Consider the following 14,436-nt stretch of genomic DNA (forward strand, 5'->3'; position numbering starts at 1 on the left):
ACGCCTCCTCGATGGCGTACTCGTCCATCTCGTTGATGACGTTGTTCGCCGAACCGCGGTCGACGGTGTTGTCGTCAGGACGCAGGTTGCGGTCCACGCCCGAATCGGGCACCTGCTTGACGAGTACGACGATGTTCATCACACTTTGACATCCTTCTCTGTATAACTCGCCGCGCCGGGCAGGGGCGCGTTACCTGGCTCAGTTGGACAGCGACTCTTCGCTTCCGCCAATGGACAGTTCGGCGAACGCCGGACGATGGCTGGCCGCCCCGCCGGCTTCCGCGACACCCTCCAGGGCGCGCACGATGTCCTCGACCCGCTCCCTGGCGTCGCCGAAGAGCAGTTGACTGTTGTCGCGGAAGAACAATGGGTTCTGCACCCCGGCGTAGCCTGTGGCCATCGACCGCTTGAAAACGATCACATGGCGGGCGTTCCAGACCTTCAGCACCGGCATGCCGGCAATCGGCGAGGAAGGATCCTCCGACGCCGCCGGATTGACCGTGTCGTTGGCGCCGATCACCAGGACCACGTCGGTGGTGTCGAAGTCGTCGTTGATCTCGTCCATCTCGAACACGATGTCGTAGGGCACCTTCGCCTCGGCCAGTAGAACATTCATGTGACCAGGAAGGCGGCCCGCCACGGGGTGGATACCGAACCTCACGTCGACGCCCTTGGCCCGAAGCTTCGCGGTCAGGTCAGCGACGGGATGCTGGGCCTGCGCCACCGCCATGCCGTAGCCGGGAGTGATGACGACCGAGGACGCGCCAGCCAGCAACTCGGCGACGGCGGCGGCCTGGATCTCGTGGTGCTCGCCGTAGTCCGTGTCACTTACGGGGCCGGCCGCGACGCCGAACCCGCCGGCAACGACGGAGAGGAAGGAGCGATTCATCGCCCTGCACATGATGTAGGACAGATAGGCGCCGGACGAGCCGACCAGCGCACCGGTCACGATCAGTAGATCGTTGCCGAGCAGGAACCCCGAGGCCGCCGCCGCCCACCCCGAGTAGCTGTTGAGCATCGACACCACGACCGGCATGTCGCCGCCACCGATCGAGGCGACCAGGTGCCAACCCAGGGCCAGCGCGAGTACCGTCAATGCGACGAGGACGGTGTCCTGGCCGGCGGTGTCGACGTCCATGGCGCAGTACACGACGGTGAGGATCACGAAGAGGACCAGCGAACCGACGTTGATGACGTTCTTGCCCGGCAGCGTGAGCGGGGCGGACCTCATCCTCGTCGAGAGCTTCAGGTTGGCGACGATCGAGCCGGTGAACGTGACCGCGCCGATGAAGATGCCGATCGAGACCTCGGCCTCGTGGATGTTGTCGAGGCTCGCCAGGCCGTGGTGCGAGCCCTTGAGGTGGCCGTTCCAGCCGATCGCGACGGCCGCGAGGCCGACGAAGCTGTGCAGCAGGGCGATGAGCTCAGGCATTCCGGTCATCTCGACGGCCCTGGCCCGCCACAGTCCGATCCCGGCACCGATCGTGATCGAGGTCAGCATGATCGGGACAGCGATCATGCCCCCGTCGAGATCGGCGGTGACGCCGGCGACCAGGGCGACGGTCGCGACGAGCGCCATCGCCATGCCGGCGATGCCGTAGACCAGCCCGCCCTTGGCGGACTCGTGCTTCGACAGCCCTGCCAGCGAGAGAACGAACAGCAGCGAGGCGACCAGGTACGCCGCGCCAGTGGCAGACACGATGCCCATGCCTCAGGCTCCCTTGGTGAACATGCCGAGCATGCGCCGCGTGACCGCGAAGCCACCGAAGATGTTGATCGAGGCAAGCAGGGTCGCCGCGGCGGAGAGAATCCGGATGGTGGTGTTCGTCGACGCCACCTGGATCAACGCGCCGACCACGACCACGCCGGAGATGGCGTTGGTGACCGCCATCAGCGGCGTGTGCAGTGCGTGCGCGACCTTGCCGACGACGTAGTAGCCGATCACGATCGAGAGCATCAGCGTCGTGAAGTGCCGCGGGATCGGGTCGGGCGCGGTCGCGTTTACCAGCCACAACAAGACGACGCCGCTCAGCACCAGACCGATCTTCGCCCCTGTGGGAAACGCCGCCTTCCCGCCTCCGCTGGCAGCCGCCGTGGGAGCCGCCGCCGGAGCCGCCGAGACCCGCACGGCCGGCGGGGGCCAGGTGGGCTCGCCCTCCCTGACGACGGTGATGCCACGCTGTACGACGTCGTCGAAGTTCAGCGTCAGGTTGCCGTCTCTCCCGGGGGTCAGCAGCTTGAACAGGTTGACGATGTTGGTGCCATACATCTGCGATGTCTGCGGGGCCAAGCGCCCGGCGAGGTCGGTGTAGCCCAGAATCGTCACACCGTTATCGGTGACGACCCTCTGATCAGCCACCGTGCCCGCGACGTTGCCACCGGCGGCTGCGGCCATGTCGACGATCACGGAGCCGTTCCGCATCCTGGCCACGGTCTCGGCGGTGAGCAGGCTCGGCGCGGGGCGTCCCGGGATCAGCGCGGTGGTGATGACGATGTCGGCGGCACACGCCTCCGCGTCGTACAACGCGGCGGTCGCGGCCTGCTGCTCCTCTGTCATCTCCTTTGCATAGCCGTCGGAGGACGCCTCCGCCTCGAACGCGGACCTGCCCAGCTCAACGAAGTGCGCGCCCATCGACTCGACCTGCTCGGCCACCTCGGAGCGCACGTCGAAGGCGCGTACGACCGCCCCCATCGCCGATGCGGCGCCGATCGCGGCCAGACCCGCGACACCGGCACCCACCACGAACACCCGGGCCGGCGGGATCTTGCCTGCGGCGGTCACCTGGCCGGTGAACATGCGGCCGAACTCGTGCGCGGCCTCGACCACGGCGCGGTAGCCGGCGACGTTCGCCATCGAGGACAGCACGTCCATCGCCTGGGCGCGGGAGATCCGGGGCACCGCGTCCATCGCGAGCGCGGTCACACCCTGCGCTTGCAGTTTCTTCAGCAGGTCAGGGCTGCGGGCCGGTGCCATGATCGAGATGATCGTGGCACCCTGCCGGAGCCGGCCGATCTCCTCGTCGGTGGGGGCGTCGACCTTCACGACGACATCGGCCGCCCACACCTGCTCGGTCGTACCGATGCGGAGACCAGCATCGGCGAAGGCGCTGTCGGGCTGGCCGGCGAGAGCGCCGGCGCCCGACTCGACGAGCACGTCGTAACCGAGGTCGGTCAGTTGGGTAGCGGTCTTGGCGGTCGCCGCGACAAGAGCGCTCTGCTTCGATTCGCTCGGAATACCGATGAGCATCGATACCATCCTTCTCTCGTGCCACCGCGACCACTGCCGTTCCGGGGGCGGAAAGGCAGCGGTGGGTGAGGCGGGTGTCGGGGCTGGAGAGACAGCTAGTAGAGCGCCTTCCCACCATCGAGTCGGATGACCACGCCATTCAGGTAGGACGAACACGTCGAGAGGAAGAGCAGCGCCTCCGCGACATCGTCCGCGTCCCCGTTGCGGAACTCGTACCGCGTGCCGACCCGGTAGCTGTCACCCTCGACGAGCGGTTCGCCGCGATAGCGCCGCAGCGCGTCATTGGTGCCGTCGTCCGAGCGGAAGAACTGGGTCGGCGCCACCGCGTTGCACTGCACCGTCGGCGACAGCGCGACGGCGAGCTGCTCCATGAGCCTGATCAGGGCCGTCTTGGACAACCCATGCGGAATGAGGTTCGGCCACGCCTCGTTGGTCGAGTTCCCCACCAGCGCGATGATCCTGCCGTGCCCCTGCCTCTTCATGACCGCCGCCGCAGCCTGGCTGAGGAAGAACGGACCCCGGATGTTGACCCCGAACGAGGCGTCGAAGTCGTCCTCGGTCACGTCTTCGAACTCCTTCGAGCGCAGGGAGCTCGCGTTGTGGATCAGCACGGAGAGATCGCCACGCCAGGCCACCGCCTGATTCACGAGCTGACGGGCGTCCGCAGTGTTCGACACGTCCGCCTCCACGGCGATCGCCTTGCCGCCCTCGGCGCGGATGAGCTCGACGGTCTCGTCGGCGAGCTGCGCCTGCTTCCAGTGGTTCACCACCACGGCCGCCCCGGCCGCTGCGAACCTGCGCGCGAACACGCGGCCCGCACGTTCCGCCGCGCCGGTGATGAGGACGGTTCGGTCGGTGACGGTTGAATTCATGACATGTCCAATCAGTCAGTGTGAGGGGTGGGTGCCGGTGGCCCCCGCGACGGCGACGGGCCACGAGCGGAATAGAGCTGTTGCGGCGGAAGCAGCGTCAGATCTGACGGACGCCGGCCCGCCACACGGCGCACGTGAGCGGAACCCCGGGACGATAGGCGAGGTGAGTTGCCGAGGGGGCGTCCAGCACCTGGAGATCCGCGCGTCGGCCAGGGCCGAGCACCCCGACTGCCGGCTGCGCCGCACCCCTGGGGTCGAGCCAGCCCGCTTCGTCCATCCCCAACGCGACCGCTCCTCCCAGCGTCGCCGCGCGGACCGCCTCCCGCACGGTGAGACCCAGTTGCAGCACTGCGGTGGCGACCGAGAACGCCATCGAGGTGGTGAAGGACGTCCCGGGGTTGCAGTTCGAGGCGATCGCGACGACCGCGCCGGCGTCCAGGAGCCGCCGGGCGGGTGCGAGGGGCATCCGGGTGGACAGGTCGCAGGCCGGGAGAACCGTCGCGACTGTGCCTCGCCCCGCGCCTGCCCAGGAGGAGGCCAGGGCCGCGATGTCGTCGTCGGTCAGGAAGCCGAGGTGGTCCACGCTGAGGGCGCCGTACTCGACAGCGAGCCGCACCCCTGGCCCGTGCCCGAGCTGGTTGCCGTGCACTCGACGCGCCATTCCCCGCGCCCTGGCTGCGTCGAGGATCCGGCGGGTGGCCGCCTCGTCGAAGGCACCGGCCTCGCAGAAGACGTCCACCGCCGTCACGAAGGGAGCGACGGCATCGAGCATCGGGCCAGCGACCAGCGCGACGTACTCGTCCCGGTCGGCGCCCACGGGCACGACGTGCGCGCCGAGGAACGTCACCGCGTCCGCGTGTCGACCGGCCAGGCGAGCTGCCCGCACCTCGTCGGTCAGGGTCAGGCCGTACCCGGTCTTCGTCTCGATCGTCGTCGTCCCGCCCCGGCGTGCCTCCGCGACGAGCCGCTCGAGATTCCCCTCGAGGTCCGCGTCGCTCGCCGCCCGCGTGGCCTGCACCGTCGCGTTGATGCCGCCCGCCGTGTACGGCTCGCCGGCCATCCTCGCCTCGAACTCGGCGGTGCGATCCCCGGCGAAGACCAGGTGGGTGTGGGAATCGACCCAGCCCGGGAGCACAGCCCGTCCGGCCAGGTCCACCCTTTGATCGGCGGGAGGCGCCGCACGGGAAGGTCCGACCCAGGCGATCCGATCCCCTTCGACGACCAGCGCCGCATCGGGGATGCGCCCCCCGTTGACCTCGTCGTTCGTGGTCAACTCCGAGATGCCGTCGATGAGGACGGTCTGCGGTGGCTCAAGCGCGTCCGGGACTGCCCTGTTCGGTGGGTACGCCTGCGGGCCCCTCATCCCCGGGACTGCCCCTGGCGCGGATCACGCAGCCGGGAGAACTGCGCGGTCGAATAGGCACGCCCGCTGGTCGGGGCGAGGAAGGGCTCCGCGGTGTGGTCGCGACCGTCCAACTCGGTCTCGATGACATGACGGAGCAGCTCGCCCACGATCGGCGCGGTCTTGAACTGCGTGCCCGAGGTCGCCATCGCGACGAACAGCCCGTCGAAGCACGTCCGGTCGTAGATCGGCAGCCAGTCCTCCGCCGCGTCGTAGAGCCCGACGACGCCGGTTCGAGCACGCGGGATGCCCAGCGTCGGGATGCGCCGCGCCAGTCGCAGAGTGGCGCGTTCCCAGCCGCCGGGTGTCACCATCGGGTTGAACTCGTCGGGGTCCTCGATGACCGTCTGCTCCTCGGCGAGATCACCGTTGCTGCCACCGAGGAACGCGTTGCCCGACTCCGGGCGGAAGTTGATGTTGAGATCGCCGTCCACGAGATGCACCCCTTGCAGGGCGAGGTCCAGCCCGGCGGGCGCGGGAACGTGGACCAGCTCCTCCCGTATCCGCCGGGTCCTGACCCGAAAGTCAGCGGTAGCGCCGATCGCGCTGGCAAGCGAATCGGAGTGCGGCCCGGCAGCGAGGAGGACAGCCTCCGCTCGCAGCCTGCTCCCGTCGGCCAGCGTGGCCCCCACGGCACGGGCGCCCTCGACATCGATCCGCGCGACCGTCGTCGAGGGCCGCAGGCGCGCGCCCTCCCTCCGGGCCGCCTGCATCAGGTTGACTGCCGCGAGGGTCGGGTCACCGACGTACCCGGACTGGGGGGTGTAGAGAGCGCCGCGCAGGAACTCCGTCGGCTCCGACCAGAACTCGTCGTCGTCGATGGGTCCAGGCGGCCCGAACCGGTGGAGGTCGAAGTACGGAAAGTTCTCCTCCACCTCGCCGGACGACCATTCCTCGAACGAGACCTCCGCGGCCCTCATCGCCGCTGCGGCCCGGTCGACGAACCCGGTCCCGGCGTCGAGGATCAGCGAGCCACACCGGACGAATCGCGCGAGCGCCTCGGCGCTGTCCGCGCCGAGGAAGTCGCGCCAGTTGTTCCACGCCGTCAGGGAGTCAGCGGCGAGCGCCGAGCTCTGCATGTCGCTCGCGTGGACGCGGATGATGCCCGCCGACGACCCGGTCGAACCGTCTCCGACCCCGCTGTTGCGGTCGACCACGAGCACGTCGTGGCCGGACTTCGCCAGGGCGAAGGCGGCACTGGCGCCGATCACGCCGGCCCCGATGATCAGCACTTCAGCGCGATTCTCTACCTCGGTACCCATGTTCCCTCACAGTCCGGATCAGCACGGCGCTCGACGACCGTTGACAGCCGAAGGCTCAGAGGCCCCAACCGTCGTGGGGCGCAAGAGCGCCCTTCTGCTTGACGAAGGACTCGCGCAGGTCCGCAACCCTGTCGCCGGCGAAGGTCAGCAGGAAGTTGCCCGCCAGGGTGTATTCATCCCCGCCCGAGCGAAGGGTCGCCCACCATTCGACGCCCACCCGGTCTCCCTCGATGACGGGTGTCCCGTAGCGAAAGTCGACGTCGGAGACGCCGGCGAGCGCCGCCTCCCAGAAGCCCGCGATGGCGTCGTGGCCGACGAACGGCTGCTCCAGGAACGGGCTGTTCCGGTAGCTGGCGTCCTCGGTCATGATCGCCGCCGCCCCCTCCACGTCGCCTTCGCGCCACACCCGCCCGAACTCCTCCAGCCAGGCCTTGACGACGTCAGCCGAAACGCTCACTCGATCTTCCTCACTCCTGTCGGCGACGGGCCGCGTCGGTCACGGTGCGGCCGGCGTCGCGGCTGGCGGTCAATCCAGCCGGCACAACTCTATGCGAACTTCCGCTTCCGGCATAGTATTATGCGAGCGGCGGGCGGACCAGCCCTGACACCGCGCAGGAGTGTCGTCCCGCGATACCTACAGACGAGGGGTAGCACCCGAATGGCACCAGCTTCCAGACCTGATGCGGACGGGGTCGATCGGTTCGACGACCTCTACGAGGTCTCCCGGTCCGAAGCGATCGTCGAGGACGACGAGTTCCTCGCGCGGGTATCGGCCGACTCGGAGCTGCCCGTCCTGCTGGCCGCGCTGGCGGCAGCTCTCGGCGACACGTCGATCCTGGCCGCGGACCTTCAGCCTCCGCTGACACCGATCGACACGCAGCCCCACCCGCACGGGGGGATGTCGGAGGAGCAGAAGAAGAAGGCGGTCGCCGTCGCCTGCTCCGCGCTGGCCCTCCTGCGCGACAAGGGGGTCACGACGGTCGACGTGCTGCCGGACGAGACCGTTCGGGAGATCCTCCACTACCTCAGCGGTGGTCGAGAGGAGTGGCGTCGGATGCTGACCCATGAGCTCGACCTCGCCGCCGACAAGGGCGGCCGGCCCTCGTGGAGGTTCGGTGACGTCGCGAACGGCCGGCCGTTCCCCACTCTCATCGTCGGCGCGGGCGTCGCGGGCATCGCCGCCGCTCACCGATTCGCCCAGGCGGAGGTGCCGTTCACCCTGATCGAGGCGGGCACGTCCGTGGGAGGCACCTGGGCGAAGAACACCTATCCCGGGGTCCGTCTCGACACCCCCACGTTCGGATACTCCTACTCGTTCGCGCAGCGTGGGGACTGGCCGCACCAGTTCGCGCAGGGCGGCGAGATCCTCGACTACCTTCGCGACGTGGCCGAGCGGGCCCGGATCACCGACATGATCGAGTTCTCGACCAGGCTCCTCCGCCTCCGCTGGGACGACGACGGCCGGTTCTGGGAGGCGGCCACCCGCGGGCCGGACGGCAGCGAGCAGACCCGCCGGTTCGCCGCGGTGGTCAGCGCGTTGGGCCAGCTCGACAGACCCAACGTCCCGGAGTTCGAGGGCCAGAGCCTCTTCCGCGGAACGACGATGCACTCACAGGAGTGGGACCACGCAGTCGACCTGAGGGGCAAGCGGGTTGCGGTCATCGGCACCGGGGCCAGCGCCTACCAGATCGTGCCGGCCATCGTCGAGAAGGTGGACGCCCTCACCGTCTTCCAGCGCAGCGCGCCGTGGATGCTGCCCGCACCGAACTATCACCACCCGACGACCGAGGCGTTCAGTTGGCTCGTGCGGAAGGTTCCGCACTATGCGCAGTGGTATCGCCTCTGGACGATACTCACGGGCATCCCCGGCCGGACCCACACCGTCACGGCGGAAACAGACTGGCCCGGTGCGCCCCTCAGCGTCTCGGCCAAAAACCAGGAGCTGCGGGAACACCTCATCGCCCGGATCGAGGCCCAGTTCCAGGATGCCCCGGAGATCCTCCGGCACGTCGTTCCGCCCTACCCGCCCGGCGCGAAACGCATGCTGCGGGACAACGAGGTGTGGGCCGCTGCGCTGCGCGCCGAGAAGACGACGCTCGTGACCTCCGGGATCGAGCGGTTCGCCCCGGAAGGGATCGTCGACAAGGACGGACGTCTGCACGAGGTCGACGTCATCGTGTACGCGACAGGCTTCAAGCCGTCCGACTATCTCGACGAGGTCGAGGTCCTGGGACGGAACGGGCTGGATCTCCACGAGTTCTGGGACGGCGACGCACGCGCCCACAACGGCGTCATGGTGCCGGGGTTCCCCAACCTTTTCCTGATCTACGGCCCCAACGTGGGCGGCGTTGTCGCCGGCAGCCTCCACTTCATGCTGGAACGCGCGGTCGAGTACTCACTCAAGGCCATTCACGAGGTTCTCCGCAGGGGGGCCGCCGCGATCGACGTACGCGGGGAGGCGCTCGACCGCTTCGTCGCGTACGTCGACCAGGGGAATCGCAGGATGGCGTGGGGCCAGCCGTACGTGAACACGTGGTACCAGAACCGCCACGGGCGGGTGTCCCAGATCTGGCCCTACACGAACGTGGAGTACTGGGAGATCACCGAGTCGGTCGTCGAGACCGACCACGAGTTCCTCGACTAGACCGACAGATCCGTGACGACCCCCGGCACCGTGCACCGCGACAGGAGACACCGACATGTCGGCAATCAGGCGAGACCAGATCAGCGTCGGCGGGCTTGTGACAAGCTTCCTGTCGGCGGGGCCCCCGGCCGCACCGCCCGTGTTGCTGCTGCACGACGGGGCATGGGGTGGTTCGGCCGAGGCCAGCTGGATCAACGTGATCCCCACCCTGGCGGAGCGCTACCACGTGATCGCCCCGGACCTCTACGGCTTCGGGGCCTCCAGCAAGATGGTGCAGCTCGACGTGGCGCCATACGAGTTCCGCCTCCGCCAGATGGCGGCGCTGCTCGACGCGCTCGGCCTGGGGGACCGCCCCGCCCATCTCGTCGGGAACTCCTTCGGCGGCGCCATGGCACTGCGGGCGACGACCCTGCCCTGGTTCTCCTGGCGCGTCGGCGCCGCCGTGTCGATCGCGGGAACGGGTGGTCCGTACCGCACCAGGGAGGCGCTTGCCGCGCTCTCCCACTTCGACGGCTCCCACGCGGACATGCTGCGGATCGTGCGTCTGCTCACCGGCCACTTCCCGGCGATCGACGACCACGTCGCGCTCCGGCTACGCGACGCGCGCAACCCGGGCCACTACCGTGCCGTCGCCGCCGCGGGACTCGCCACCCCGTTCCCGGGCGCGACCAACTTCCGCGACGACTACCCGGGGAGCCTCCGAGCGGTCCGGACGCCCCTGGCACTGGTCAGCGGACGCCAGGACGATCTTGTCGAGCCGGGCTGGGCGCACAGGATCGCCGAACACGCGCCCGACTGCCAGGTCTACGAGATCGATGGAAGGCATTCGCCCAACATCAGTGACCCCGGGCCGACGGGGGCTCTCCTCCTCACCATCCTGGCGAAGCTCGAGGGCGCTGCGGCAAGGCAGGACCACTCCGCGCCCGCGCCGAGCCGGTGACTGCGCCCCGTGCGGACGGCGGGCCGCCGGCTCCGATGCGCCGATTCAGCCAACTCCGGCCGACGCGGTGGATCACGGGTGCGGGTGTCACCCGCGAAGTGGTGTCCTACCACGAGAGTCAGGAGCTGAGCGTCGGCCGGCCGCCCTGGCGACTGAGCATCGCTGACCTGACCGGACCGGGCCCGTTCTCCCGCCTGCCGGGGATCGCGCGCACCTTCGTTCCGATCGACGGCGCCGTCGAGCTGCGGGTGGATGGGGAGACCCACCGCGTCGCCGAGGCCACACCGTTCTCGTTCGCCGGTGACTCCGACACGACGCTGGTCCGACTGACGACGCCGTGCCGCGCCGTCAACCTCATGGTCAACGCCGACGACCCCGAGCCAGCCGAACTCCTGCCCTGCCGGTCTCCGGGCGCGGAGTTTCCGACGGCCGCCGTCGTCATCGCGCTCACCGCTGGCCGTGGGACCAGCAGGTTCGACGTCTGGCGACCATCGACCGCCCTCGACGGGCTGGGGATTCGGCGGTGGCTCGCGGTGCGGTGACCTCAGCGGCCGGGACGGGTCAGCCGACCGCCGACGATCGTTGCCCGCACATCGCAGGCACGCGCCGCGAGTGGCAACTGCCACGGGTCGACGCCTCGGAGTCTCGCCGACGTCGTGTCGATCTCGACAGCGTCCCAGGGCTCCCCCACGCGCAGTCCGGGGGGAGATCCCAGGCTCCCCGACAAGCCGAGGGACTCGTACCCGCTGACCGTCCCCGCCGCCCAGAGCGTGTCTGGCGGAAAGACCCCACGCCGCTGCAACCGCAGGCGCTGGTCGAACTCCAGACGGCTGAGTTCCTCCAGCGGGTCGATCACCACATGCTGGTCCGAACCGATGGCGAGACGTGCACCCGCTGCCTGGAGTTCGGGTGCGGGGCCGATCCCGTCGCCGAGATCAGCTTCGGTCGTAGGACACATCACGATCGTCGCGCCCGCCTCGCCGAGCAGGCTGATGTCGCCTGTGCTGAGGTGCGTCGCGTGAACTGCGGAGAACCGTCCGGACACCAGTCCGTGCTCCGCGAGCAGTGCGATCGGGGTGAGACCGTACGCCTCAAGGCACGCCTGGTTCTCCGCCGGCTGTTCGGACACGTGGGCGTGCAGCGGCACCTCCCGGGGAAGGCCGCCGGCGATCACGGCCAGGTCGGAGCGGGACACGGCTCGGACCGAGTGGATGGCGGCGCCCAGGGTGACGAGTCCGTTGCCCTGTCCGGATAGGACGTCGCGCAGCCGGTGCCAACGGTCCAGCCAACGATGGGCGTCTCCATCGCCGAACCGCTGCTGTTCCTCGCGCAGTGGCTCGTTGACGCCGCCGGACAGGTAGCAGGCGTCCAGCAGCACCAGCCGAACACCGGCGGAAGCCGCCGCCGCCGCGAGCGCCAGTTCCATCTCGTGACCGCCGTAGGGCGTGCCGTCAGGCTGGTGGTGAAGATAGTGGAACTCGCCGACCGCCGTGTAGCCCGCGTCGCGCATCTCCGTGAAGACCCGCTCGGCGACGAGGTGATAGCCGTCGGGCGTCAGGCGGTTGGCGACGTCGTACATCCGGTGACGCCACTGCCAGAAGTCACCTCCGCTGGCGTGCGTACGACCGCGCAACTCCCGATGGAACGCATGGGAGTGAGCGTTCGCGAATCCCGGCACGACCGTCGTGAGCACGACGTCGCCGGACTGCGGTGGCACGCCTGCGGCGATCCCGACGACCGCCCCGTCCAGCACCTCCACCCGCACCCGCTCGGCCAGCCTTCCCTCCACGAGCGCGACCTCGCAGTGAAAGCGCTGCCGGCCACCGCTCATCGGGAGGCCTCGCCGGCGAGTTCTCGCAGGACGGCGGCGAGGCCCTGCGCTCCGGCCTCGCAGTCCTCTTCGCGGGCGGTCTCCTCCGGGGCGTGCGAGACGCCGGTCGGATTCCGGACGAAGATCATCGCGGCTGGGACGTACGCGGAGAGGACCCCCGCGTCGTGCCCGGCGCCCGTCGGGATCGACGGCACGCCGCCGAGCAGGCCGGCGACCCTCGCCGTGAGCGGCTCGTCGAAGACGACCAGTGGCGAGAACGACTCCTCGTGGACCTGGAGAGCACAGCCCTCGGCCGCGACCCGCTTCTCGATGAGCGCGAGCGTCGCATCCAGCTGCGCACGTACCTCCGAGTCCGAATGAGCCCGGATGTCGAGCCAGGCGTCGACCCGGGAGGCGATGACGTTCGTGCCGTTCGGGGTCACCGCGATGCGGCCGACGGTGCCACGGGCGGACGGCCGTTGCAGTGCGACCTCACGGACCGCAAGAGCTGCCGACGAGGCCGCGACCACCGGGTCTCGGCGTCCGTGCATCGGCGTGCTCCCGGCGTGGTTCCCCTCCCCGACGATCGAGATCCGCCACCTGCCGTGCGCCATGATCGCCGAGCCCACGGCAAGGGGAAGACCACGGTTCTCCAGGTCGAGGCCCTGTTCCACGTGCAGCTCGAGGAACATGTCGATGCCGGCGAGCCGGTCGGGGTCCGGGCCGATGTCGCGGACCTCCAGGCCCGCCTGCCGCCAAGCCTCCTCGAGGGTGACGCCCTGGTGGTCGACGCGGGCGAGCGCGTCCTCCGGCGCGATCTCACCGACCATCAGCCGAGAACCCAGGCAGGGCGCGCCGAAGCGGGATCCCTCCTCCTCCGCGAACGCGCACACGGCGATGGTCCGGGTGGGACGCCACCCCTCGGCCGCGAGGATCGCGACCGCCTCCAGCGCGCTCGCCACACCGAGAGGTCCGTCGTACGGGCCTCCACCGGGGACGGAGTCCAGGTGGCTGCCGGTAACGACAGCTCCCTGCCGGGACTCGCCCCACCAGGCCCACAGGTTCCCGTTCCCATCCACCTCGACGGAGAGGCCCAGCCTCTCCGCCGAGCTTCTGAACCAGCCGCGAAGCGCCACCTCCGCCGGGTCCAGCAGGTGACGTGAGTAGCCGCCACGGACGCCGTCCCGCCCGATCGCGCTGATCTCCATCAATCTGTCACGAACCGACACGGCGTCCGCTCCTTGCGTCGACGTGCGCTGTTGGTCGCCGTCGGCCGATTGCAATGTGGTCATGGAAGGCTGTACTGGGCATGAGTTCTGTCAACGTCGTTTCTGTCGGGGACACGGTCCTCTGCGGCATCCGGAGGTCGTCAACCAGCGCGTTCTACATGCTGGCCTCCGACACCCGGCCTGGCCGCGCCGCGGAGGGCGGGGGTGCGGTCCTGCGCGTTCGAGATGCGGCCTCACCCACGGTCAGCCTCAACGCCGAGGAAGAAGTCGACCAGCAGGCGTGCCACAGTCGAGGGCTGCTCAAGGGGTGCAGCGTGGGCGGCCCCGGGAACGCGCTGGACAACCCCCCGCGGCAGTTCCCGGGCGAGTTCCGTCGACTTTTCCCCGGGAACGATCCGGTCGTACTCGCCCCAGAGCGCGAGGGTACGGACATTCATCCCGGGCAGATCGGCAGAGAGGTCGCGGTCGGCCAGCGCCTCGCACGCCCACGCGTAGCTCCGGTCGTCGGTGCGACGAAGCGCCTCCACCATCGACGCGGCCCGCTCGCCGCGGCGCCGCAGCGTCGCCGGAGCGAACCAGCGCTGCAGCGACCCCGCCGCCAGCGGTTCGGTTCCCGCCAGACGCACCTTGGCGGCGCGCTCAGCCCAGTCCGCTGGGGCGTCGACACGGGCCCCGGCGGAGATGACCGCGAGCCCGTCGACGCGCCCGGCATGGCGGAGGGCCAGGTCCATCCCCACGGTGCCACCGATGGAGACGCCCGCGTACAGGAACGAGGAGACCCCCCGTGCGTCGAGCTGGCCGACCACGATGTCGGACAGGTCGCCGATCGTGAACGCACCGTCGGCGGCAGGCGACGCGCCGTGCCCGGGAAGGTCCCAGGTGATGACGCGGAAGTGCTGTGCGAGCAGCACCGCCGCGTCCGACCAGAGGTCGGATGACGTACCCAGGGAGTGGCCGAGGACCAGGCGCGGAGCATCCGCAGCGCCGAGCGGCTCACCGAACGCGATACGCAGATTTCCCATGACGACCC

At 69.6% G+C, this 14,436-nt stretch carries 12 protein-coding genes and 1 pseudogene; 3 read left to right on the top strand and 10 right to left on the bottom strand.

Features of this window, described 5'->3' with window-relative positions; all coding sequences use genetic code 11:
• The 7 genes and pseudogenes from ACFYWL_RS14265 to ACFYWL_RS14295 all read right to left on the bottom strand — a co-directional run.
• Nucleotides 1-139, bottom strand: a pseudogene (locus ACFYWL_RS14265) (electron transfer flavoprotein subunit beta); the annotation flags it as partial.
• Between the two features lie 60 nt (nucleotides 140-199).
• Nucleotides 200-1,708 (bottom strand): Re/Si-specific NAD(P)(+) transhydrogenase subunit beta, encoded by a 1,509-nt coding sequence (gene pntB / locus ACFYWL_RS14270; protein ID WP_386972038.1) that lies wholly within the window; start codon nucleotides 1,706-1,708, stop codon nucleotides 200-202.
• 3 nt (nucleotides 1,709-1,711) lie between these two features.
• Nucleotides 1,712-3,247: a Re/Si-specific NAD(P)(+) transhydrogenase subunit alpha gene (locus tag ACFYWL_RS14275; RefSeq protein WP_386972041.1), complete on the bottom strand. Its 1,536-nt coding sequence runs from the start codon at nucleotides 3,245-3,247 to the stop codon at nucleotides 1,712-1,714.
• Between the two features lie 95 nt (nucleotides 3,248-3,342).
• A complete protein-coding gene (locus tag ACFYWL_RS14280) occupies nucleotides 3,343-4,119 on the bottom strand; it encodes an SDR family NAD(P)-dependent oxidoreductase (RefSeq protein WP_386972043.1) in 777 nt (258 codons plus the stop codon).
• Between the two features lie 97 nt (nucleotides 4,120-4,216).
• Nucleotides 4,217-5,392, bottom strand: a complete 1,176-nt coding sequence (hutI, locus tag ACFYWL_RS14285) for an imidazolonepropionase (RefSeq protein WP_386972046.1) — start codon at nucleotides 5,390-5,392, stop codon at nucleotides 4,217-4,219.
• Nucleotides 5,393-5,478: 86 nt separating this feature from the next.
• Complete coding sequence (locus tag ACFYWL_RS14290) at nucleotides 5,479-6,783, bottom strand: NAD(P)/FAD-dependent oxidoreductase (RefSeq protein ID WP_386972049.1); 1,305 nt, start codon at nucleotides 6,781-6,783, stop codon at nucleotides 5,479-5,481.
• A 55-nt stretch (nucleotides 6,784-6,838) separates the two neighbouring features.
• Entirely contained in the window at nucleotides 6,839-7,240 is a 402-nt protein-coding gene (locus tag ACFYWL_RS14295) for a nuclear transport factor 2 family protein (RefSeq protein ID WP_386972052.1), read from the bottom strand.
• Between the two features lie 120 nt (nucleotides 7,241-7,360).
• Between ACFYWL_RS14295 and ACFYWL_RS14300 the strand changes: the two genes are divergently transcribed.
• From ACFYWL_RS14300 to ACFYWL_RS14310, 3 genes are read left to right on the top strand one after another with little or no spacing between them, the layout of a single operon-like run.
• The gene (locus tag ACFYWL_RS14300) at nucleotides 7,361-9,427 is read left to right on the top strand and encodes a flavin-containing monooxygenase (protein WP_386972055.1); all 2,067 of its coding nucleotides are present in this window, start codon (nucleotides 7,361-7,363) and stop codon (nucleotides 9,425-9,427) included.
• 55 nt (nucleotides 9,428-9,482) lie between these two features.
• On the top strand, nucleotides 9,483-10,367 hold the full coding sequence (locus ACFYWL_RS14305) for an alpha/beta fold hydrolase (RefSeq protein ID WP_386972058.1): 885 nt from the start codon (nucleotides 9,483-9,485) through the stop codon (nucleotides 10,365-10,367).
• A 35-nt stretch (nucleotides 10,368-10,402) separates the two neighbouring features.
• A complete protein-coding gene (locus ACFYWL_RS14310; protein WP_386972060.1) occupies nucleotides 10,403-10,909 on the top strand; it encodes a HutD family protein in 507 nt (168 codons plus the stop codon).
• A gap of 2 nt (nucleotides 10,910-10,911) precedes the next feature.
• Here ACFYWL_RS14310 and ACFYWL_RS14315 read toward each other — a convergent pair whose 3' ends face one another.
• The 3 genes from ACFYWL_RS14315 to ACFYWL_RS14325 all read right to left on the bottom strand — a co-directional run bounded on the left by ACFYWL_RS14315 (nucleotide 10,912) and on the right by ACFYWL_RS14325 (nucleotide 14,428).
• Nucleotides 10,912-12,198, bottom strand: a complete 1,287-nt coding sequence (locus ACFYWL_RS14315) for a formimidoylglutamate deiminase (protein WP_386972063.1) — start codon at nucleotides 12,196-12,198, stop codon at nucleotides 10,912-10,914.
• Entirely contained in the window at nucleotides 12,195-13,406 is a 1,212-nt protein-coding gene (locus tag ACFYWL_RS14320; RefSeq protein ID WP_386972065.1) for an allantoate amidohydrolase, read from the bottom strand. The genes ACFYWL_RS14315 and ACFYWL_RS14320 overlap by 4 nt, the downstream gene beginning before the upstream one ends.
• A 233-nt stretch (nucleotides 13,407-13,639) precedes the next feature.
• Nucleotides 13,640-14,428 carry an alpha/beta fold hydrolase gene (locus tag ACFYWL_RS14325; RefSeq protein ID WP_386972067.1) on the bottom strand — a complete coding sequence of 263 codons (789 nt, stop codon included), beginning with the start codon at nucleotides 14,426-14,428 and terminating at the stop codon, nucleotides 13,640-13,642.
• Nucleotides 14,429-14,436 lie beyond the last annotated feature (8 nt).

The organism is Micromonospora sp. NPDC002575, from assembly GCF_042889525.1.
GTDB lineage: Bacteria > Actinomycetota > Actinomycetes > Mycobacteriales > Micromonosporaceae > Micromonospora > Micromonospora carbonacea.